This window comes from Vibrio sp. SCSIO 43153 (assembly GCF_023716625.1).
In the GTDB taxonomy this organism is placed as follows: Bacteria; Pseudomonadota; Gammaproteobacteria; order Enterobacterales; family Vibrionaceae; genus Vibrio; species Vibrio rotiferianus.
Map to the genome: position 1 here is coordinate 603,109 of NZ_CP071856.1, position 19,941 is coordinate 623,049.

17 protein-coding genes are annotated in these 19,941 nt (G+C 44.6%); 10 read left to right on the forward strand and 7 right to left on the reverse strand.

Features of this window, described 5'->3' with window-relative positions; genetic code table 11:
• Window positions 1-362: 362 nt before the first annotated feature.
• Complete coding sequence (locus J4N37_RS18870) at window positions 363-1,706, reverse strand: DEAD/DEAH box helicase (RefSeq protein ID WP_010451048.1); 1,344 nt, start codon at window positions 1,704-1,706, stop codon at window positions 363-365.
• Window positions 1,707-2,128: 422 nt separating this feature from the next.
• Between J4N37_RS18870 and J4N37_RS18875 the strand changes: the two genes are divergently transcribed.
• Window positions 2,129-2,383, forward strand: a complete 255-nt coding sequence (locus J4N37_RS18875; RefSeq protein ID WP_010451046.1) for an Lpp/OprI family alanine-zipper lipoprotein — start codon at window positions 2,129-2,131, stop codon at window positions 2,381-2,383.
• Window positions 2,384-2,409: 26 nt separating this feature from the next.
• Here J4N37_RS18875 and J4N37_RS18880 read toward each other — a convergent pair whose 3' ends face one another.
• Genes J4N37_RS18880 through J4N37_RS18895 form a run of 4 tightly spaced genes read right to left on the reverse strand, consistent with a single transcriptional unit; the run spans window position 2,410 to window position 6,525 of the window.
• Complete coding sequence (locus J4N37_RS18880; RefSeq protein ID WP_082038777.1) at window positions 2,410-3,336, reverse strand: L,D-transpeptidase family protein; 927 nt, start codon at window positions 3,334-3,336, stop codon at window positions 2,410-2,412.
• 6 nt (window positions 3,337-3,342) lie between these two features.
• Window positions 3,343-4,758, reverse strand: a complete 1,416-nt coding sequence (gene phrB, locus J4N37_RS18885) for a deoxyribodipyrimidine photo-lyase (protein WP_252043105.1) — start codon at window positions 4,756-4,758, stop codon at window positions 3,343-3,345.
• A 23-nt stretch (window positions 4,759-4,781) separates the two neighbouring features.
• On the reverse strand, window positions 4,782-5,585 hold the full coding sequence (locus tag J4N37_RS18890; RefSeq protein ID WP_252043106.1) for a MerR family transcriptional regulator: 804 nt from the start codon (window positions 5,583-5,585) through the stop codon (window positions 4,782-4,784).
• A complete protein-coding gene (locus J4N37_RS18895; protein ID WP_010451039.1) occupies window positions 5,575-6,525 on the reverse strand; it encodes a YbgA family protein in 951 nt (316 codons plus the stop codon). The genes J4N37_RS18890 and J4N37_RS18895 overlap by 11 nt, the downstream gene beginning before the upstream one ends.
• A gap of 397 nt (window positions 6,526-6,922) precedes the next feature.
• On the opposite strand from J4N37_RS18895, the gene deoD reads away from it, so the two are divergent.
• The 4 genes from deoD (at window position 6,923) to J4N37_RS18915 (ending at window position 12,372) form a co-directional block, all read left to right on the forward strand.
• On the forward strand, window positions 6,923-7,633 hold the full coding sequence (gene deoD, locus J4N37_RS18900) for a purine-nucleoside phosphorylase (protein WP_005375140.1): 711 nt from the start codon (window positions 6,923-6,925) through the stop codon (window positions 7,631-7,633).
• Between the two features lie 68 nt (window positions 7,634-7,701).
• Window positions 7,702-9,171: a hypothetical protein gene (locus tag J4N37_RS18905; RefSeq protein ID WP_010451034.1), complete on the forward strand. Its 1,470-nt coding sequence runs from the start codon at window positions 7,702-7,704 to the stop codon at window positions 9,169-9,171.
• A 150-nt stretch (window positions 9,172-9,321) separates the two neighbouring features.
• The gene (locus J4N37_RS18910) at window positions 9,322-10,788 is read left to right on the forward strand and encodes a tetratricopeptide repeat protein (RefSeq protein WP_045391355.1); all 1,467 of its coding nucleotides are present in this window, start codon (window positions 9,322-9,324) and stop codon (window positions 10,786-10,788) included.
• Window positions 10,789-12,372, forward strand: a complete 1,584-nt coding sequence (locus J4N37_RS18915; RefSeq protein ID WP_045391071.1) for a diguanylate cyclase — start codon at window positions 10,789-10,791, stop codon at window positions 12,370-12,372. It abuts the gene before it with no gap.
• Between the two features lie 104 nt (window positions 12,373-12,476).
• On the opposite strand, the gene J4N37_RS18920 is transcribed toward J4N37_RS18915, so the two are convergent.
• Complete coding sequence (locus J4N37_RS18920; protein WP_005432205.1) at window positions 12,477-13,367, reverse strand: DMT family transporter; 891 nt, start codon at window positions 13,365-13,367, stop codon at window positions 12,477-12,479.
• Window positions 13,368-13,513: 146 nt separating this feature from the next.
• On the opposite strand from J4N37_RS18920, the gene J4N37_RS18925 reads away from it, so the two are divergent.
• From J4N37_RS18925 to J4N37_RS18945, 5 genes are all read left to right on the forward strand, one after another.
• Window positions 13,514-13,900 (forward strand): DUF3302 domain-containing protein, encoded by a 387-nt coding sequence (locus J4N37_RS18925; RefSeq protein ID WP_252043107.1) that lies wholly within the window; start codon window positions 13,514-13,516, stop codon window positions 13,898-13,900.
• The gene (locus J4N37_RS18930; protein WP_038891523.1) at window positions 13,900-15,030 is read left to right on the forward strand and encodes an HlyD family secretion protein; all 1,131 of its coding nucleotides are present in this window, start codon (window positions 13,900-13,902) and stop codon (window positions 15,028-15,030) included. Before J4N37_RS18925 ends, J4N37_RS18930 begins: the two co-directional genes overlap by 1 nt.
• Before the next feature lie 310 nt (window positions 15,031-15,340).
• Window positions 15,341-15,889 carry an ECF-type riboflavin transporter substrate-binding protein gene (locus J4N37_RS18935; protein ID WP_005432209.1) on the forward strand — a complete coding sequence of 183 codons (549 nt, stop codon included), beginning with the start codon at window positions 15,341-15,343 and terminating at the stop codon, window positions 15,887-15,889.
• A gap of 6 nt (window positions 15,890-15,895) precedes the next feature.
• The gene (locus J4N37_RS18940) at window positions 15,896-17,677 is read left to right on the forward strand and encodes an ABC transporter ATP-binding protein (RefSeq protein WP_252043109.1); all 1,782 of its coding nucleotides are present in this window, start codon (window positions 15,896-15,898) and stop codon (window positions 17,675-17,677) included.
• On the forward strand, window positions 17,674-18,513 hold the full coding sequence (locus J4N37_RS18945; protein ID WP_252043110.1) for an energy-coupling factor transporter transmembrane component T family protein: 840 nt from the start codon (window positions 17,674-17,676) through the stop codon (window positions 18,511-18,513). The genes J4N37_RS18940 and J4N37_RS18945 overlap by 4 nt, the downstream gene beginning before the upstream one ends.
• Before the next feature lie 104 nt (window positions 18,514-18,617).
• Here the strand turns inward: J4N37_RS18945 and J4N37_RS18950 are convergent, their stop codons facing one another.
• Window positions 18,618-19,799: an MFS transporter gene (locus J4N37_RS18950; protein WP_252043111.1), complete on the reverse strand. Its 1,182-nt coding sequence runs from the start codon at window positions 19,797-19,799 to the stop codon at window positions 18,618-18,620.
• Between the last annotated feature and the right edge of the window lie 142 nt (window positions 19,800-19,941).

A 19,941-nucleotide genomic window follows, 5' to 3' on the forward strand; every position in this document is an offset into this window, starting at 1 on the left:
TTCAGTGATCATGGGAACCTCCTCGAACCAGCACCAAGGTGCAGCTAACTAATGCCATACACAGAAATGACAACATTTCGGTCAAAACACTGCACCTCAGCCACCCCAATGCGTGACACTGTTTGTCTGTTAGACTCATATCAACTTGTTCTAACCATTGCTTTTCTTGTGACCATCGTTCGTCTTGCTGCATCTTGATTCTCCTCTTCACACCAACCATGCTAAGCAAGAATTCCGTTTAGAAAAATCAAAGACTCTTGAACACACGTTCATTGTTAGTAAACAAAAAGAGGCAGATACAAAAAATCCGAGCTTGAAAACTCGGATTTTCCTAACATTTCAATTAAGCAATACGGTGAAGATTAATCCTCAGCACTTGGCTCCGCTGGCTTTTTCTTAGGGATAAATACGTTATCACCCACCGCCACGTTTTGGTAGAAACCTTTATCTCGCTTAGCTGGCTTCTTCGCCGTTTTCTTCGCTTGAGGACGCGCTTTCTTTGGTGCCGCTTTCTTGTTACGGAAATCTGGCTTACGAGGTTTCAGGCCTTTGAATTTACCTTTTAAATCCTCAAATACAGAGAAACTCAAATCTTGTTGTAAGTAAGTTTCTACACGCTTGAAGCTATCCCAGTCTTTAGGGCCAACCAATGAAATAGCATCACCTTTGTTACCCGCACGACCTGTACGACCAACACGGTGAACGTACTCTTCGGTATGCTTAGGCATATCAAAGTTGATTACGTGTGTCACTGTAGCGATATCTAGGCCACGAGAAGCGACGTCTGTCGTTACCAGAATCTTAAATACTGCACGCTCAAACTGACTCATGATGGTGTTGCGCTGAGTCTGGTTTAAATTGCCGCTTAGCGCGATCGCTTTAAGTTTCTTTTCATTCAGTTTTTCAGTCAGGCGCTCAGTGTCATCACGCGTTGCTGTAAAGATGATTACCTGACGGTATTCTGCTTCTTCAAGCACACGCTCTAGAATCGCTTCTTTGTGATCTAAGTGATCGCACAAGTAGAACTTCTGAGTGATGTCCTTGTGCTCTTCGTTTGATACACCAACGGCAATGCGTTTTGGTGCGTTCAACATCTCAGAAGCAATACCGTTCACTTCTGCGTGATCAAGAGTTGCAGAGAACATCAATGTCTGACGACGACGGTGCTTAGCTGCGTTGTGGATTCGACGCAATTCTGGCGCAAAACCAAGATCTAGCATTCGGTCAGCTTCATCAAGAATGAGGGTTTCTAAACCATCTAAATAAAGTGAACGGTGCTCCAAGTGGTCAGCTAAACGTCCTGGCGTTGCTACGATGAATTTTGGGTAACGACGCAGCGCTTTAACTTGATCGTTAAAGTTTTCACCGCCAAGAATCAAAGCTGCATCATACGTCAAGCCGGCCAACATTGAACGCAGTTCACCATATACCTGCTTTGCTAGCTCACGCGTTGGGGCGAGGATTACTGCTCGCGGGTCTTTCGCTGAAAACGACTTCGTCTTTAATGACTTATGAAGCATCGGCAATACAAACGCCAAAGTCTTACCCGAACCCGTTTTCGAAGATGCCAATAGATCCTTGCCTGCAATCGCCACAGGGATCGCCTGCTTTTGAATGTCAGTCGCTTTTTTGAAATCGTAGTGTTTTAGGTTCTTCAACAATCGGTTGTCTAGGCCTAGATCTTTAAATTGCAAAGTATTCTCCAATAAATAGTCATTGTCTGAGCGCTTTCTTCGTGTCATTTCCGCTCTAACGCAGCAAAAAATAAAAGCCCTCTATAATACCGCAAATCATAGGAGTATAGATAGAGATCACACAATATAAATTTACTACTGGGATAAAGTTTTCATGTATTACCTTTCTTTTATGTAAATATCGTCTAAATTATTGATATCAGGAACGTAGCAAAAAAGGACTGTTGAGAAGGGAGATTATTGGCCATCAATTTACATTCTTGATAATTGTAATCACATGGTCAGCGAAAAAACCGAGGAATATATGAAATCCTTGGATTTTTTTGACTTTTGCTACATCATGTACTGATAAAATGTTCATACATTTTAATTCGCGACTATATGACAAAGAATGTATAGAGCGTAACTTCAACTATAAGCAAGGAGTTCTTAACATGAACAAAACGTTGATCGCAGCTGCTGCAACTTCAGTACTTCTACTAGCAGGTTGTGCTTCATCTGATGATGCAGCAACAGCTAACGCAGCAAAACTAGACGAACTAAGCAACCAAGTTAGCCAGCTAAGCCAAGACGTTCAAGCGCTTCAATCTAACGTTCAAAAATCTGGTGAAGCAGCTATGGCAGCACAAGAAGAAGCTGCACGTGCTAACGAGCGTATCGACAACATCGCTCAGTCTTACACTAAGTAAGATGTGATTCCGCGCTTTAACGTTTGTTAAGGCGCGGTTACTTCTACAGGTACACCATTCTGCGCAGCAATCGCTGCTTTTGCTTTCGCATTCGTCATCCCGTATTCATCCAACCACCAGTCCAACGCTTGTGGAATTTGTAGGTGATCTTTTTCGCCATTACTGCGAGTTAAGGGTTCATGTGCCTCAACAAACACGCTGCGGTCTGGTTCAAGTGCTACTTTTACCGGTTGGTTGATGATCTTCACTTTTTCACCGCGACGCACCTTGTCGAACAACCATTCGATGTCATTAGGATCCATGCGAATACAACCCGCACTGACGCGCATGCCAATACCAAAATCTTTGTTAGTACCGTGGATCAAGTACTCTCCATGACCATACGCCAAGCGCAATGCAAACATACCTAACGGGTTATCCGGTCCAGCAGGTACAACAGCTGGGAGGTCAATGCCCTTCGCTTTATATTCTGCGCGGATGGAAGAAGGTGGTGTCCAAGTAGGGTTGGGACGCTTCTGACTGATGCTCGTTGTCATTTCGGGCGTGTCACGACCTATTCGACCGATACCAACCGGAAAAACGTGAACCACACTTTCCTTTGGCGGGAAATAGTAGAGGCGCAGTTCAGCAAGGTTAATAACTATGCCATCGTGAGGGACGTCAGGCAGAATGAGCTGAGTAGGTATTGTAAGTACGTGCCCTTCTCTTGGTAAAAAAGGGTCTACGCCTTTGTTGGCTGCCATTAACGCCAGCATACCAACATCATATTGCTTAGCAATGTTTGCCATGGTTTCGCCCTGTTCGACCACATGGTTCTCCATGCGACCAATCACCTTCGCCCCGTCTTCCGGCAATTCGTACATCTTTGCGAATGATAAGCCACTCACCAAAGACAACGATACAGACAATAGGGTTCGTTTAGCGACACACATCAGACGCTTCTTACTAGGCATCTCTCTCTATTCCTTGGCGTTTTTAAAGAGCCGTAAGGTTATCTCTCTTTCTACCTTGTGATCAACCATAGGCTTGTGATAATCCAGTAAATTAAAACTGCTCCATAGCCAAGGGTTATGAATAAACTTATTTGGCACTTCTTTAATTTCCGGCACCCAATGGCGAACAAATGTGCCATCAGAGTCAAACTTCTCGCCCTGACTGATTGGGTTAAAAATACGGAAGTAAGGTTGCCCATCGCACCCCGTAGATGCCGACCATTGCCAACCTCCATTGTTGGCCGCAAAGTCTCCATCCACCAGCTTACTCATAAAGTACGCCTCCCCCCAACGCCAATCGATATGAAGATCTTTAGTTAAGAAGCTTGCCACTATCATGCGTAGGCGGTTGTGCATCCAGCCCGTCTCATTGAGTTGTCGCATGGCAGCGTCAACAATAGGATAGCCAGTCGTTCCCGCTTTCCAACGCTCGAACGCCGTTTCATCATAAGACCATTCAATCTTATCTTCCCACGGAATAAAGCCTTTTCCTTTTACTAGCTTTGGTTCAAACACCAATAAGTGCTGGTAGAACTCTCGCCAGATGATTTCGCTCAACCATGTTGCTTTACCTTCAGTAAGCTCAGAATGAGGACTCTCAGCATAAAGCCTAGCGATACATTGTCTTGGCGATAACGCACCAATCGCAAGGTAGGGAGATAGTTGGCTGGTTCCATCAACAGCAGGAAGATCTCTTTCTGCTTTATAAGCATCACTGCGCTCTCGAGCAAATTCTCTTAATCGGTTGAGGATCTCTCCGGTCGAGGCGTGCCATTGCTCACTTGAGTCACGTGGATAAGAAAAAACTACATCAGCATGATATCGATCAGTTTCAACTGGCTTAAGTGCATCATCAGATAGCTTTAATTGCGGTTCTGGTTTCCACACCATTGGCATTTGGAACTTCGCCAGCCAAGCACGTTTGAATGGCGTGAATACCTTGAAGTATTCACCTTGCTTGTTTAACACCGTAGTTGGCGCATGAACACATTTGTCGTGGAAAGCTTCGAACGTGACGTTGCTTTTAGCAAGAACCTCTGAAACCTCTCGGTCTAGCGCTTGTTCATTGACCTCGTAATGGATGTTCGCCATGACGCTTTCTGCGTTCAATGATATTGCCCAACCCTTGATGACCTCAGTCACGTCAGAAAATTTGGGTACTTCTTTATACAGAAGTGGGATATTAAGCTCTGTGAGCTCTTCTTCAAGATGCACCAAACGTCTTGCAATAAGGTCCGCCTGCATGGGTGCCATGTGGTGTTCTTGCCATTGCTCTGGCGTTGCAACAAAACCGGCAACAACAGGCTGCCCAGAATCAAGAGCAGCCTTAAGCGCTGTGTGGTCTAACGTTCTTAGGTCACGTCGAAACCAAACCAGAATCATGTCGTCTCCTTACGAGGGTATTTTTAGGCAGCAAAGTGCAGCTTTTCTATCACTTCAGAAAACCGAACCTTTTCTGGAAGCTGTGTTTGTAAAATGGTTAGCACTTCCACTTGCTTGATAGGTAGTGCTTTGTTTGAGAAGAAGTGGACGAATTGATAACGAGAGAGCACGTCATGGTCAATCAAACCAGAAACGTCTTCTACTTTATCGATCAAAGTAATGTGATAGCCCTGCTCGCACAGTATTGCGGCTTGTACCCAACTTTCTGATTCCCGTGCTTGTTCAAAGCTTATCAATAGACATTTTCCTTTTGATGCAGCTTTATTCTCTGAATCAACCACTAGCGCGAGACGAGTAATCAAACAGGTTTGGAACAAACCAAGTTGTAGTGAACGCAGCGAGACCTTCACTAAATCTAATGCTTCAAATACTGGATTTATCAGCTGTTCAATCACAATATTAAGTGGGTACTCTTTTAATACGTTAGATAAGAGCGTTTCTGTTTTGCCACGATTAAGCTCCGACAAAGCTTTCAGCATCACTTCAACTTCTTCTAGGCGTTGGTTCTCTGTTGTCACATCAACGTCTGATTCTTGTCCCAGTAGCCCTTTCACCTTACCGATAGCAACGCCTTTCGCTAGCCACCCCTGAATCTCTCGGATTACGTCCAGATCCTGTTGGCGGTATAAACGATGCCCTTTTTCCGTTCTTTGCGGTTGAATCAAGTTATAGCGTCTTTGCCAAGCGCGCAGAGTAACGGGCTTTACACCCGTTAACTCAGATACATCTCGAATCGCGTATAGTTTTTCTTCCTGGCTACAATCCATAACGAAGTCTCATCTCCTGTGGGTATGGTTCTAGGTATTTCTGTTTTTGTAAGTACGCATCTGGGTATGCGTTGAGATAGTGCTTAATTAACGTTAACGGGGCAAGTAATGGTAACAAACCAGTACGGTAATCACTGATCACTGTCGCTAGTTCTGCTTTTTCATCACTGTTCAGTGAACGCTTAAAGTACCCTTGTAAATGCATCAACACATTGGTGTTGTTTTTACGGCTCGCGCGGTTTTGTAGTGCTTTCATCAAACCTAGGCGATATTCGTTATAGAACTCTTCAATTTCATAGTTCGCCACATCGGCCACTAAGCGCCCAAGAGAACGGTACGATTCGGGGTGATGCGCCATCAGCGTCAACTTGTAGCGCGAGTGAAACTCGATAATTTTGCCGCGGGTTGGCTCTCCATCCATCGACTCATAAAAATCATTCAAACAGTAAACGCGAGTGATGAAGTTTTCTTTCAATACCGGATCATTCAAGCGTCCATCTTCTTCAACTGGTAGCCATGGCATTTTTTCCATTAAAGTTCGGGTGTACAAGCCAACACCTTCTTTTGCCGCGTTGTTTTTGCTGTACACCTTTACACGTTCCATGCCGCAAGTCGGCGACTTAGCGCAAACGATGTAACCGCACAGCTGCTCACCTTGTAGTTCGTTCACTTTATTTTCTGAGTAAGCGAGCATGTTGTCTGTGTGGTCGTTGTCTGGATTTTTTGTCTCGACCAATGCAATACGTTCTTCATTACTGACTAGGCGGATAGTCGGACGCGGCACAGACATGCCTACACCTACTTCAGGGCAAACTGGCACAAAGCTGAAGTAGCCGTCTAATTCCTTCGTTACGAAGTTGCTGATTTTATGTCCTGAATCGAAACGCACTCGTTGTCCAAGTACACAAGAACTGATACCGACTTTGATTGAAGATTCCATAACGAAGCATCCTATACAAAATGTTTTGTTGTATAACTTATAGCAAGTTAATTTACATTGTACAAGAAAATAAATTGTACAATTTAATCGTTTTACTCACTCTCCTCGAATATCGATCAGAAACTTTGAAGAAAAATTTTTGTGCTTAAAGCCGAGATTTTGTGCGCGCAATCGACAAACTGCTCAAAAGCAAATCGATTGCCTTTTTGCTTTCAACAGATTTAGTTATCAACAGAATGATTGAACACTAAAACCCATGATTTTGTGACTTATCTCTCAAGGGTGTATTGCGTGTCCCGATATTATTACCCCAACGAAAACGAACAAGTTCAACAGAATTGGTAATAGCCTTCTATAATAAAGGCGATTTATCAGAACAAGACTTTGGAGAGCACTTATGGCAACCCCACACATTAACGCACAACCAGGTGATTTCGCTGAAACAGTTCTAATGCCAGGCGACCCGTTGCGCGCTAAATACATCGCAGAAACTTTCCTGGAAGATGTAAAACAAGTTTGTGACGTTCGCAACATGTTCGGCTTTACTGGCACATACAAAGGCAAGAAAGTGTCTGTTATGGGTCACGGTATGGGTATCCCATCTTGCTGCATCTACGTACACGAGCTAATCGCTGAGTACGGCGTGAAAAACGTTATCCGTGTAGGCAGCTGTGGTGCAGTACGTGACGATGTTAAACTAATGGACGTTGTTATCGGTATGGGTGCTTCTACAGACTCAAAAGTTAACCGTATCCGTTTCAACAACCACGATTTCGCAGCAATCGCTGATTACGGCCTTCTAGAAGAAGCTGTTAACCAAGCGCGTGCTCAAGAAGTACCAGTTAAAGTAGGTAACGTATTCTCTGCAGACCTATTCTACACACCAGAAGCTGACATCTTCGAGAAGATGGAAAAACTTGGCATCCTAGGTGTAGATATGGAAGCAGCAGGTATCTACGGCGTAGCTGCAGACCTAGGTGCGAAAGCTCTAACTATCCTAACAGTTTCTGACCACATCATCCGTGGTGAAAAACTAAGCTCTGAAGAGCGTCAAAAGTCGTTCAACGACATGATGAAAGTTGCTCTAGAAACAGCAATCAACATCTAAGAAATACTTAAGTAGTAATTTGCAGCCGGGGCCTGACCGGCTGCCTGAATTATCCCGAGGGGGCGATTGTGTCTAACGGCGAACTGCCAAAAGACGCAGATGGGTTACAACTCAACTTTTGTAAAACATTGGCGTGTGACAACTTTGGATTGAGTGATGCAAAACGTTATGTGTTGCAACATGCTAACCCTAAACGTCCGGCGATGGTCTGCCGTGAATGTGGAGCTTTCCCCCCCTTACTTAACAATCGCGATGTAGTGAATGAACTTCATCGTCTTCGTCACGTACACAGTGATGGCTTACCTGCATGTCGCAACGATGAATGTGACAACTTCGGACTTTCAGTCCACACCCACAAACACCTTTACCATGCTTTTGGCTACAGCGGCGATCGTCAGCGTTACCGTTGTAAAGAATGCCAAAGCACCTTTGTAGATAAATGGTCTGGTGCTAACAAGAAGCTACAGTTTCAAGAAAACCTGATGGGTTTATTGTTTACAGGTTATTCCGTACGTGAAATCTGCCGTAAGCTCAGTATCAATCCAAAAACGTTCTACGATCATGTTGATCATATTGCTAGTCGTTGTCGCCGTAAGCTTGCGACTATTGACGCTCGCTGGGTCAATCATGCTGACCACTATGAACTTGCCTCTAACTTTGTCTCTCTTCAGCCACAAAGCAACAATGGCGTTTATTGGATCGTTTCAGGGGAAGCGCACTCGGGGTACATCCTGTGTCAACACGTAAACTATTCCTCGAATGAAGAGCCTGTTGGCTCTATTGATCATAACCCTTACGAAGACATTTCACGTTTTGTGTCTCAAGATTACACAGCAGAGGCCAGCGAAGCACTACCAGAGCCTTCAACAAAGCTACGTGAACGTATCGACCAAAAATACCAAACCATTTTGGCAAGAGGCAATGTGGAAGATCCTCTTGGTAATTTCTCAGTATTCCACTACCCATCCAAAGGGGCATTGATCAGACCTCCTTATACGTCTTACGCACATTATCTCCACGTTTTGGATATGTGTAGCTCAGAAAAACGCGTGTCTATCTACATGCCACAAGACCCACTGCTCCGCTCTGCAGCGTTGAGCGTTTGTCTATCACGTATTCAACAAAAAAATGTTGATCTTTTATACGTAGAAGAAGATCCAGAATGGGACATGTCGGCACCATTTGGCAAAGTAGATATTGCATATATGAGCTGGTGGCGGGATCGTTGGGCTATTTCATCTCAAAACAGCGCACACAAAGGCATTTGCTATTTAGCAGGGGACAGAAATACTCCTGAATCGTGGTTCAACATTGCAACGACGAAGCATATTCAGTTTTATCAAAACCGTTTTCAATTGTTATTTGAGAGCTTCATCAACGAGCCACGTCGCAAATTGAGACCTGGGGGGCTTTTGCCTCTTTTAGATATTTTCAGAGCTTGGCATAATTTGTGCTATCAGGATAAACAAGGACTGACAGCGGCGCAGCGCTTAGAAGTAACGGATGCGCCACTCACTATCAAACAGCTGTTGTCCTAATTATTTGACATATTACTCAGTTATGAGTGGTAATGTCCCAACGTTTAGGTATACATTACAGTATTCGATACCTTTTCTGTTTACATAATGCACACTCATATGTAGACATCATTAGGCACGTTGTCTGTTCGATAGTCATGGATGTGGACTTTGGATAAAAACCAGTTTCAGTTAGAAGCTGAACTCAATGAGTTAAGAAGGCATATCAAGCCTAGCCCAGCAACAACATTGCAGCTTGCCGAGCAATGTAGAGTGCGTGCGGAACAAATCCTGTTTCCAGAAGGCGAAATCCAGTCCCTTCTCATCATGTCTCACTGTTGTTGGTGCGTGATGGAGTATCGAAAAGGTTTAAAGCTCATCAAGCAAGCCTACAATATACAAAACCAACTCGATACCGACGACTTCCTACCTGAAATCCTCCATGTATTTGCTCTACAGTACTGGGGCCAAGCAAAGTATTACTCAGCACAGCAATACTGGATCAACGCGTTAGAGCAATCAGCCTTGGTTGACGACACCGCAATTCAAATTGAAGCCCTCGTCGGTCTCGGAAATGTATGGCGAATTACCAATGAGCACGACCTTGCCGCCTCCACGCATGAACTTGCCGTCAAAGTGGCAAATAGTGTGCGCAATGCCCCTCTAGAAGGCAAAGCCCGTATTCTACTGGCTTGGGATTACTACCTTCTTAACCAATTTGTTGAGATGCTCACCGTTTTAGACGGGGCCTCTGAAGTCCTTAAAGATCACGACGACAAAACATGGCAGGCAGAGATATGGGACTTTAAAGGGCTAGCACTGTTAGGCCTAGAGAGACTCGATGCCGCAGAAGAAGCAACCCAACGCGCTCATACTCTCGCAATGGAGCATGATCTTGTCTGGATGAAAGCGCATTCTTGTATAAGCCAAGCGCGATTGCAGTTGCTACGCAAAAATACCTGTACTGCAAGCGAATTGCTTAAAGCTGCTGAGCAGTCAGCGCTCGCTTTTGATAACGGTGAGTTACTGAGCCAGATTTGTTTCCAACAGTCTCTTGTAGCAGAAGAACAAGGTGACCACCAAGCGGCATTTCTTGCATTCAAAAAATATCGCAAATACGCCTTAAAAATGCTTAAAGAACAAACTCACCGCCTCAGCATGGACAAAGCGCGCAGCTCAAAACGGCAATTGGAGCAACGGGCTCGCAAATTGATCAATCGAATTCAAGCTCAGTATGAATACAATCCTGAGAAGCAGTTTTCGAACGTGGTATCAGAGACTTACTGGTGGGAGAAGCTCGTTCTGTTTAAGACCGAGTTAGCACGTTCCAACCACGCCGTCATTATGATTGAACATGATGACCCCGTATACCTTGATATTTGCACCGAACTCGTTCATTCACTTACCACGACGAGCGACCTGATTTCTCGATTGAGCACCAATCGCTTAGCAATGTTAGTCGCGGACAAAGGTGATGCCGCTGAGCAAATATTCCATGTCATCCAATCAATGATAAAAATTTACCCTTGGGCAAGAAAAGGCCTAGCTGTAAAGCAACCAATTATGTATCTACAGGATATTCTTACTTTCCCGTTCACATTAGAACAACTTGAAGAAAATCGTGCAGAGGCATCATAGATGGAACAACTATTAAATAAAGTCACTGATGCTGGACTAGACCCAACTTCTGTCAATGGCGAAGAAGCTTTAATTCTCTGGTCTCACGTTCGTCAACACGTTGCATCAACAAATAGAGAAAAAGCTCACTGCTATATTATCAGTGCTGAATACCGAGCCGAAATAAAGCAAGTAACAGAGAGCATTCAGGAATTAAAACTTGCTTTAGACTTGTTGAGTCTGCCTGAAGATGCCGAAGACATCCTAACGATAAAATCCAGTTTGAGTAACAGAATGGTAGAAATCGGTGAGTATGCTCAAGCGCTCAATGAGTACACCACCACCACTACGATTGCGGTGGACTATGGATTTATTGATGAATACGTGAAAGCAGTCATCGGAATGGGCAACTTATGCGATGCGTATGGCGATCACAACCGAGCATTGCGGTACTACCAAAAGATCGACGCCATTGATCATGCTATTAGCAGTCGCTCATTGAGACTGAGATACAAGCTTTATATGCTCGCATGTTACATCAAGCTACGTAGGAGTAACGCAGCAGCCGAGCTTTTGGTTGAGTGTGAAGAGCTGAGTATTCTTGTTAGTGATAAAAACCTAACAGGACAAATTCGCTTGTATCAGGCCAAAATACACCGCTTGAACCAAGAATATGATAAAGCACTGCTCGCTCTCGCTAAAATCCAATACACAGTGGGCAACCTTCACACCCCATGGCTGTCTACAATGGTGAAAATGGAGGTCGCAAGTTGTTTGAGCCATTTTGGTCACAAACAACTTGCAAACATGTTGCTTTCATCGCTCGCTAAGCGTATTCCCACTCAATCGTCACCTATTTTGGCGAAGTATTTTTATAACGCTATGAGCAATGTGTGTGCATCTCAATCTTATTTCAAAGATGCCCTCACATATGAAAAAAAAGCATTCCAAATCGAATCCGATTTGGTCAAACATATTCCTATAAGTGAACTAGGCTCCGCACAACTAAGAAGGCTCTCACGTTTTGAGCTACAGCTTAAACTCATTTTATCTGAAATCGAGAACAAAGAGCTAAAAGAGACAACACAGCAACATAAAAATACCGTGGCTCAGCTTCAACAAGATGTGTTTACCGACCCACTCACATCACTGCATAACCGTCGTTGGTTGGAGGTGAAGCTGAAGGATTTGTTGCTCCACGACACCCCTTTTGCACTTTTGGTGGTTGATATCGACCATTTTAAGTCGATCAATGACGAGCTAAGCCACTTAGTAGGCGACAAAGCGATTCAAAATGTATCAAAAGAACTAGCAAATTATTTCAAATTCCGGGGAGCCTCTTGTGTCCGATTCGGTGGTGAAGAGTTCTTGGTTATTCTTGAAAACCACGAACTCGAAATGGCCGAAATGCACGCTGAAAACTATCGAGAGCGTATTTATCAGTTTGGCTGGCACGAGATCTTGGGGGAACGGGGCTTAACTGTTTCTATTGGCATAACCACTCACCACGAAGGAGAAAATACTCAACGTACCTTCTACCGAGCGGATAAAGCACTCTACCGCGCCAAAGCGAATGGCCGAAACCAAGTGTGCACAGAGCTATAAGCCAAGTCCTCAGCGATAAAAATCTCTGAACAACAAAAACGCCCCAACCGTAACTGGGGCGTTTTTGCACCTTTCTTCAACTTACTAAAGAAAAGCTCAAAAGCTTAAAGGAAGAACAGCGAAATACCACCGAGCGCGACCAATGTTCCAATCACGCTCTTCGCTCCTACCTTTTCACCTTTCATAGCGTAAATCACCAAGATAAACAGCGGGCTAGTGGCGATTAAGGTTTGTGCTATCGCTGGGTTGGCGTATTTCAAAGCGATTTGTTGTAGCCAAAGCGCGAGGAAAGTACCGACGAAAATCGCTAATAACAGCCATCCCATTGCTTTATTGCCCATCTCTTGAATATGTTGCTTGATGCCTTTAAACGGTGCTGGCTCAACGACTTTAATCACCAAACAAACCGCAACCACACCAATGCTGAGTCTGATTAATGCCCCCAACAAAGGTGGAAGATCCCCTGCCACCAATGCATAGTGAGAAATCACCACACCCGTTGCTTGGCATACACTCGCCAACAGACCAAATCCGATACCACTCCAATTGGTCTCTTCACCTGTTGAAGAGGGCTGAAAGACAACAAAAGTGACTGCAGCGGTCGTCACTACCACACCAAGCCAACTTTGTAGCGTCAGCTCCGAGCCAAGAAACACCAACGCAAGCACGCCTGATAACGGTGGAGCAAGAGATTCCAACAATAACGTTTTATTTGGTCCGATACGTTTTAGCGCGGAAAAGTAAGCGCTATCACCAATGGCAATACCAATGACACCGGACACTGCTAATACAGCAAGGTGAATAGGTTCGATTTGGCTTGGCAGACCTTGGGGGAGAAAAGGAATCACGACCAACATCATCATCGAGGCTATCACCCCTTTGACAATGTTAAGTTGCATAGCAGAAAAACGATGGCTGAATTGACTGTATATCCAAGTCGCACATGCCCAAACAATTGCGGCGCTGATCGCTGCAATCTCACCAGAATATAGCACTGTTTACTCCTTCGTATTCCATGCCGTATCTCTCAATAACTGTGAATTGATCTATAAATAACTTGATTCACTTATTGTTCTATCAAATACTTAAACAGTTAATTTACGTAAGTTTTTCTATTTAGCAACAAGCACAGGGAAGTAAGATGTTTCTAGACTATTTTGCACTTGGGTTACTCATTTTCGTTGCTTTGGTTATCTTCTACGGAATTATCGTGATTCACGATATTCCTTATGAAATAGCAAAAGAGCGCGAGCACCCTCACCAAGATGCAATACACTACGCAGGCTGGGTTAGCCTTTTCACACTTCATGCACTTTGGCCATTCCTATGGATCTGGGCAACGTTGTGGCGCAAAGAGCGAGGCTGGGGCTTCAAGCAACTCGAACAAGAAACACATGATATCCATCATCGCCTTGAAGAGCTAATTGATGAAGTCAATGAATTGAAAAAAGAAGTCTCTACGCTGAAAGGCGAAAAGGCAGCATCGAGCACTCCAGAACAAAAAGAACAAGGTAAGGAGGAACAATAATGGATTTACTACTGGTTCTGACTTACGCCGCGCTATGTATCGCGATTTTCAAAATCTTTAATATCCCACTGAACAAGTGGACAGTGCCAACAGCCGTACTCGGTGGTGTAGTGTTGGTCGGTACACTTATCTTATTGATGAACTACAACCACCCGTTTACTCAAATTGGTAACCAAGTGTTCTCAACCACCCCTGTTGTTTCAGGCGTTCGTGGTCGAGTCATTGAAGTTCCGGTTCAACCAAACCAACCGCTACAAAAAGGTGATGTACTCTTCCGTATCGATCCGATTCCATTCCAAGCGGAAGTAGACAAGCTAAGAGCAAAAGTAAAAGAAGCAAGCCAAGGCGCACTTGGTCTTGAGTCTAGCGTTCAAGAAGCAGAAGCAGCGGTCATCAAAGCGCTTGCAGAACGTGATAAAGCACAACGCGAATTTGATCGTTACCAACGTGGTTTCGATCGTGGCGCCTTCACCGAGCAACAATTAGATACTCGTCGCCAAGCGTTCAAGGCCGCACAAGCAGCACTAGAAGTGGCACAATCAAAGCAAGAACAGGCGCAAATCGCGCTCGATTCTGAAGTGGGTGGCGAAAATACTCAAGTGGCATCTTTACTCGCCGAGTTACGCCAAGCAGAGTTCAACCTAGAGCAAACCGTCGTAACCGCACCAACGGATGGCTATGTAACGCAACTGGCACTGCGTCCAGGTGTGATGGCGGTACCTTTACCGCTCGCACCAGTAATGACCTTCGTCCATACCGAAGACAAGCTTTATACGGCAGCGTTTCGTCAGAACTCATTGCAACGTCTAGAGCCTGGGTTTGAAGCAGAGTTTATGTTCCGTGCATTACCGGGCAAGGTGTTTAAAGGTCAAGTGGTCGACGTGCTGCCAGCCATTGGTGAGAGCCAATTCCAAGCGCGAGGCTCACTGCTTGGAACAGAAGCTCTGCGCACCAGCGGTCGCGTGTTCGTGACATTAAAAATCACGGACGACCTAGAAGAGTATCATCTGCCGATGGGTACAGCGGTTGAAGTCGCGGTTTATTCGGATAGCTTTACCCACGTTTCTATCATGCGAAAAGTGCTTATCCGCATGAAGAGTTGGCAAAACTACCTATACCTAGACCATTAATTTAATGGCGAAAAACGCATCAAAAAGTGTAATCAGGGGCTGACAGTCAGCCCCTGTTTTCATTCTAGCCATCCAGACAGATAGCATTCCCACTTTTATCAATATTCTGTATAATGTGCGCCTTATTTTTGATGCTTGCTGAAAAACTAAGCCAGTCAATGAGGTGCGTGAATTCAGTCACACATTTCTTGAAGAAAAATAGAGCAAACAATAAGCAGCTTGGTTGTTTCCAAACTTTGTTACACAATCAGCGCTGCAAAACAAAGCAAGTGAACGTTCTTTAAAATCGACAATTGAACTGAGGTTATCTATGAATCTTTCTGCTAAAACCGTGGTGGTTATTGCAATCGGTGCTGCACTATACGGCATCGGCGGTTTGCCAATGTTTGGCATCCCTGTGTTTGCAAACACGACGCTGAAACCAGCAATGGCGGTATTGGCATTGTTCTCAGTATTATTCGGCCCTCTGGTAGGCTTCTTGGTTGGCTTTATCGGCCACTGGGTTACAGACCTATTTGCAGGCTGGGGCGTATGGCTCACTTGGGTACTTGGTTCAGGTATTGTCGGTTTAATTATCGGTCTTTTCCCTTCTCTGACTCGCAACCGTTTAGAGAAAGGTGACTTCAATATGAAAGACTTCGCGTTGTTCGTGGTGCTTGCTCTATTGGGCAACGTATTCGGTTATGGCTGTTCAGCCTTCCTAGACACCATTTTGTACGCAGAACCGTTCACTAAGGTATTCACACAGCTGTCGATCATCGCGCTGGGTAACACTATTCTTATTGCTATTGTGGGCTTCTTCATTCTTAAGTCTGTCGCAAAACGTAACAAGCAAAGCCGCAACTTAACAGAGGCTTAATGTCGAATGACAATCGAATTTTCTAACTTCTCTTTTAGATATGAGTCGCTGGACAAACCGACGCTAAAAAATATCAATCTAAGGATAGAGAAAGGAGAGAAAATCGTCATTATCGGTCCAAGTGGTAGTGGTAAATCTACCCTTGGCCAATGTCTTAACGGACTGATCCCACACGCTATCAAAGGGGAAACCAGTGGCAAACTGACCATCAATGGTCAAGACACCGCCCCTTTTGACATGCACCAATTCACCGAACAAGTTGGTACCGTACTGCAAGATACGGACAGCCAATTTGTTGGGTTGAGCATTGGTGAAGACATCGCATTCGCGTTGGAAAACCAATTGATGTCTAACATCGACATGTACCCTTTGGTCAAAGCTACAGCCAAAATGGTCGATTTGGAACAGATGTTAGATCGCTCTCCTCACGATTTATCAGGCGGTCAAAAGCAGCGCGTTTCTTTGGCAGGTATTTTAGTGGACGACGTCGACATCTTACTGTTTGACGAACCCCTTGCTGCCCTCGATCCAAAGACGGGTAAGAAGACCATCGAGATTATCGATGAGCTACACCGTGAAACAGGTAAAACCATCATCATTATCGAGCACCGTCTTGAGGATGTACTGCACCGCTCTGTTGACCGTATCATTCTGATGGAAAGTGGTGAAATCATCGCAGATACCACACCAGATGAAATCTTAGCGTCCCCGCTTCTTGAGGAGTACGGTATCCGTGAGCCTCTTTACCTTTCTGCTTTGAAAGAAGCAGGCTGCGCGATTGAAGGCGATGCAAAACCATCGAGCTTAAGTACATTGCCATTGGCGCAATACCAATCCGCCGTCAGCGCATGGTTTGAAGCCTCAAAAGCAACCAATGTTGAAAAGCAAGCCGAGACTCTTCTGGCTGTTCGTAACCTTACCTATTCATACGATGGTGAGAAAAACGCACTTGAAGACGTTAGCTTCGTTGTAAAACGCGGCGAATTCGTTTCGGTTTTGGGTAAAAACGGCTCTGGTAAATCCACCATCACTAAACTTGTGATGGGCGTGATTGAACCAGACCAAGGTTCGATGATCTTGAACGGCCAAGACTTAAACGAGCTAACCATTTTCGAGCGAAGCCAAAAGGTTGGCGTGGTAATGCAAAACCCAAATCATATGATTTCGCATCACATGATTTTCGACGAAGTGGCTTTCGGCCTGCGCAACCGTGGTGTTGAAGAGAAACAAGTCGAAGCGAAGGTATTGGAAGTCCTTGAGCTGTGTGGTTTGAGCAAGTACCGCCACTGGCCAATTGAAGCACTAAGCTACGGTCAGAAGAAGCGTGTGACGATTGCATCGATTCTTGCCCTAGAGCCTGAGCTTTTGATTCTGGACGAGCCTACTGCTGGTCAAGATTATCGTAACTACACATCAATGCTGAGCTTTATCGAGAAGCTTAATCGTGAACTTGGCATTACGGTGATGATCATCTCTCATGACATGCACTTGGTCTTGGAGTACACCACTCGCTCCATCGTGATTGCTGACAGCAAGTTGATTGCCGACGCACCAATGACCGAAGTGTTTAGTTCCCCTGCACTGTTAGACCAAGCGAACTTGGCAACAACTAGCTTGTATGAACTGGCTACTGAGTTAGGCATTAAGAACACGAACGACTTTATGCAGCACTTTATTGACGTTGAAAAAGCGCGTCGAGAGCGTGAAAACAACGCCGATATCCAAGCTTCAGAAGCTCAAGATTCACAAAGTAATGATGCTAAAGACATTGAGAAAGTAGTGGCATGAAAGACAATAAGATGAAGTTTGGTATCAACTACATCGATACCCAATCGCCACTGCACAAACTCAATGGCATCACCAAGTTTTTGATGTTCATTGCATGGGTTACGGTGGTACTTACGACCTTTGATTTGCGCATCATTGCTCTACTGATCGTTGTAGGTCTTGGTTTGTTAAAAATGACCAAAGTACCTTTCCATGTGTACAAGCCTTTACTGATCGGTACAGGCAGTGTTTTGTTGATTAATGCGCTGTTTATGTTCGCATTAGCGCCGCAGCAAGGCAGTGAATACATGGGCTCAACAACGGTATTGTTATCGTTACCGGGTAATTACTCACTCACCCAAGAGACCTTGTTCTATCTGGTCACCGTAACACTGAAATACTTCAGCATGTTCCCAATTGCTTTGGTGTTTGTGTTTACTACGCATCCTACTGAGTTTGCAGCAAGTTTGAACCGCATGGGTGTGCCTTGCAAAATCGCCTATGCAGTAAGTTTGACCTTGCGTTACTTGCCCGAAGTGAAGAAAGACTTCGTAAACATCATGCACGCTCAACAAGCTCGTGGTGTTGAACTGAGCAAGAAAGCGCCGTTGTTTACTCGTATGAAGAACGTTTCTAAGATCTTAGGCCCTTTGATTTTCTCTAGCCTAGATCGCGCCGACCAAATCTCTAACGCGATGACATTGCGTGGTTTTGGTCGTCATTCATCTCGTACTTGGTACAGCCTAAAGCCGCTGACCAAAGCCGATATAGTGTGTATGGCAGGCATCGTCGTGATTGTTGCCGCAGCGATTAGCAAACGCGTGATAGACACTCAACTGTTTTGGTATCCGTTCTAAACGAACCAGTCTCACGTTGAAAACCAAATACAAAAATGGGATGCCTCTGCATCCCATTTTTATAGCCAGCTTTTGCGTTAAGTTATTGAGTAGTAAGTACTAACTTAATTCCATCTCAACACACGTGTTTCGTTACCCTCTCCCGGCTTGGCTGGGATATTTAAAGACAGTAACAAGCTCACTGCGGCCATAGCTGCACCAATGTAAAACACACTTGAAGGCGAAACCAACCAAATGACGCCAAAGGTTACCGGAATCACGACCGCGGCAATGTGGTTAATAGTAAACGCAACCCCCGCCGTTGAAGCCATATCCGCAGGATCAGCAATCTTTTGGAAATATGTTTTGATCGCGAGTGCTAAAGCAAAGAACAAGTGATCAATCACGTATAATGCCGCGGCCCACTCTGCCGTTTGCACTAAGCCGTAACCTACGAAAACAAAAATCAAACCAACGTATTCAAACATCAGAGCTTTGCGCTCTCCAACAGCGCCGATAAAACGGCCAATACGCTTAGCAAATAGGAAGTTGAACAAGTAGTTGATTAAGAAGAGAAGCGTAATATCTGCTGCCGAATAACCAAACTTCTCAACCATCAAGAAACCAGCAAAAACCGTAAAGATTTGGCGGCGAGCACCACTCATAAAAGTTAGGGCGTAATAAAGCCAGTAGCGCTTACGTAGAACCAGTTTTTTATTTTGAGGCACTTCTGTTTTGAATTCAGGGAAAGCAAAGGCCATGACGACGATTAAGACGAAACCGACACCACCAGCCAGCAGATAGACGGTTTTAAAATCTAACTTCAATTGCTCTAACAATACCCAAATTGCACCATAGGTAAACAAAGAAGCAAGCGCGCCTACCGAGATGAACTTTCCTAGCATCTCAGGCGCCTCTTCTTTGGAAAGCCATTGCAAAGACAAAGATTGCTTTAACGTTTCGAAATAGTGGAAGCCAGTCGACATCAACAAGGTAGTAAAAAGAAGTCCAAACAAAGATGGGAAATAACCTGTGATTGCCGTACCCAGTGTCAGCATTGCAAGTGAGACCAACATGAATCGCTGCTCTCTAATAAATAACAATACAAACACTACTGTAAACGCCAGAAACCCAGGAATCTCACGAACACTTTGCAGCAGCCCGATATCTGCGCCATCAAAGTTGGCTTTTTCAATAACAAAGTTATTGAGCAACGCCATCCAAGTAGAGAAAGCAATCGGAACAATAATGGATATCAGTAGAAGAAAGTTTTGCGGCGTTCTCCAGTTTTTCGTTGGCGTGTTCATGGCGAGTCCTTAGAATATGAAGTCGCCATCATACTGCCAAATGTAACAAATTCGCAATATCATTATTACCTCTGCTAAAGAGCAAAAGTACGCAACAGTTTTGTAGCGTACTTCTTTAATCAGCAAAGCAGAAGAAGCTCAG

Coding starts and splice junctions, on each gene's coding strand:
- J4N37_RS18875 (WP_010451046.1), top strand. CDS start 2,129: ATGAACAAAACGTTGATCGCAGCTGCTGCAACTTCAGTACTTCTACTA.
- J4N37_RS18880 (WP_082038777.1), bottom strand. CDS start 3,336: ATGCCTAGTAAGAAGCGTCTGATGTGTGTCGCTAAACGAACCCTATTG.
- phrB (WP_252043105.1), bottom strand. CDS start 4,758: ATGATTCTGGTTTGGTTTCGACGTGACCTAAGAACGTTAGACCACACA.
- J4N37_RS18890 (WP_252043106.1), bottom strand. CDS start 5,585: ATGGATTGTAGCCAGGAAGAAAAACTATACGCGATTCGAGATGTATCT.
- J4N37_RS18895 (WP_010451039.1), bottom strand. CDS start 6,525: ATGGAATCTTCAATCAAAGTCGGTATCAGTTCTTGTGTACTTGGACAA.
- deoD (WP_005375140.1), top strand. CDS start 6,923: ATGGCAACCCCACACATTAACGCACAACCAGGTGATTTCGCTGAAACA.
- J4N37_RS18915 (WP_045391071.1), top strand. CDS start 10,789: ATGGAACAACTATTAAATAAAGTCACTGATGCTGGACTAGACCCAACT.
- J4N37_RS18925 (WP_252043107.1), top strand. CDS start 13,514: ATGTTTCTAGACTATTTTGCACTTGGGTTACTCATTTTCGTTGCTTTG.
- J4N37_RS18930 (WP_038891523.1), top strand. CDS start 13,900: ATGGATTTACTACTGGTTCTGACTTACGCCGCGCTATGTATCGCGATT.
- J4N37_RS18935 (WP_005432209.1), top strand. CDS start 15,341: ATGAATCTTTCTGCTAAAACCGTGGTGGTTATTGCAATCGGTGCTGCA.
- J4N37_RS18940 (WP_252043109.1), top strand. CDS start 15,896: ATGACAATCGAATTTTCTAACTTCTCTTTTAGATATGAGTCGCTGGAC.
- J4N37_RS18945 (WP_252043110.1), top strand. CDS start 17,674: ATGAAAGACAATAAGATGAAGTTTGGTATCAACTACATCGATACCCAA.
- J4N37_RS18950 (WP_252043111.1), bottom strand. CDS start 19,799: ATGAACACGCCAACGAAAAACTGGAGAACGCCGCAAAACTTTCTTCTA.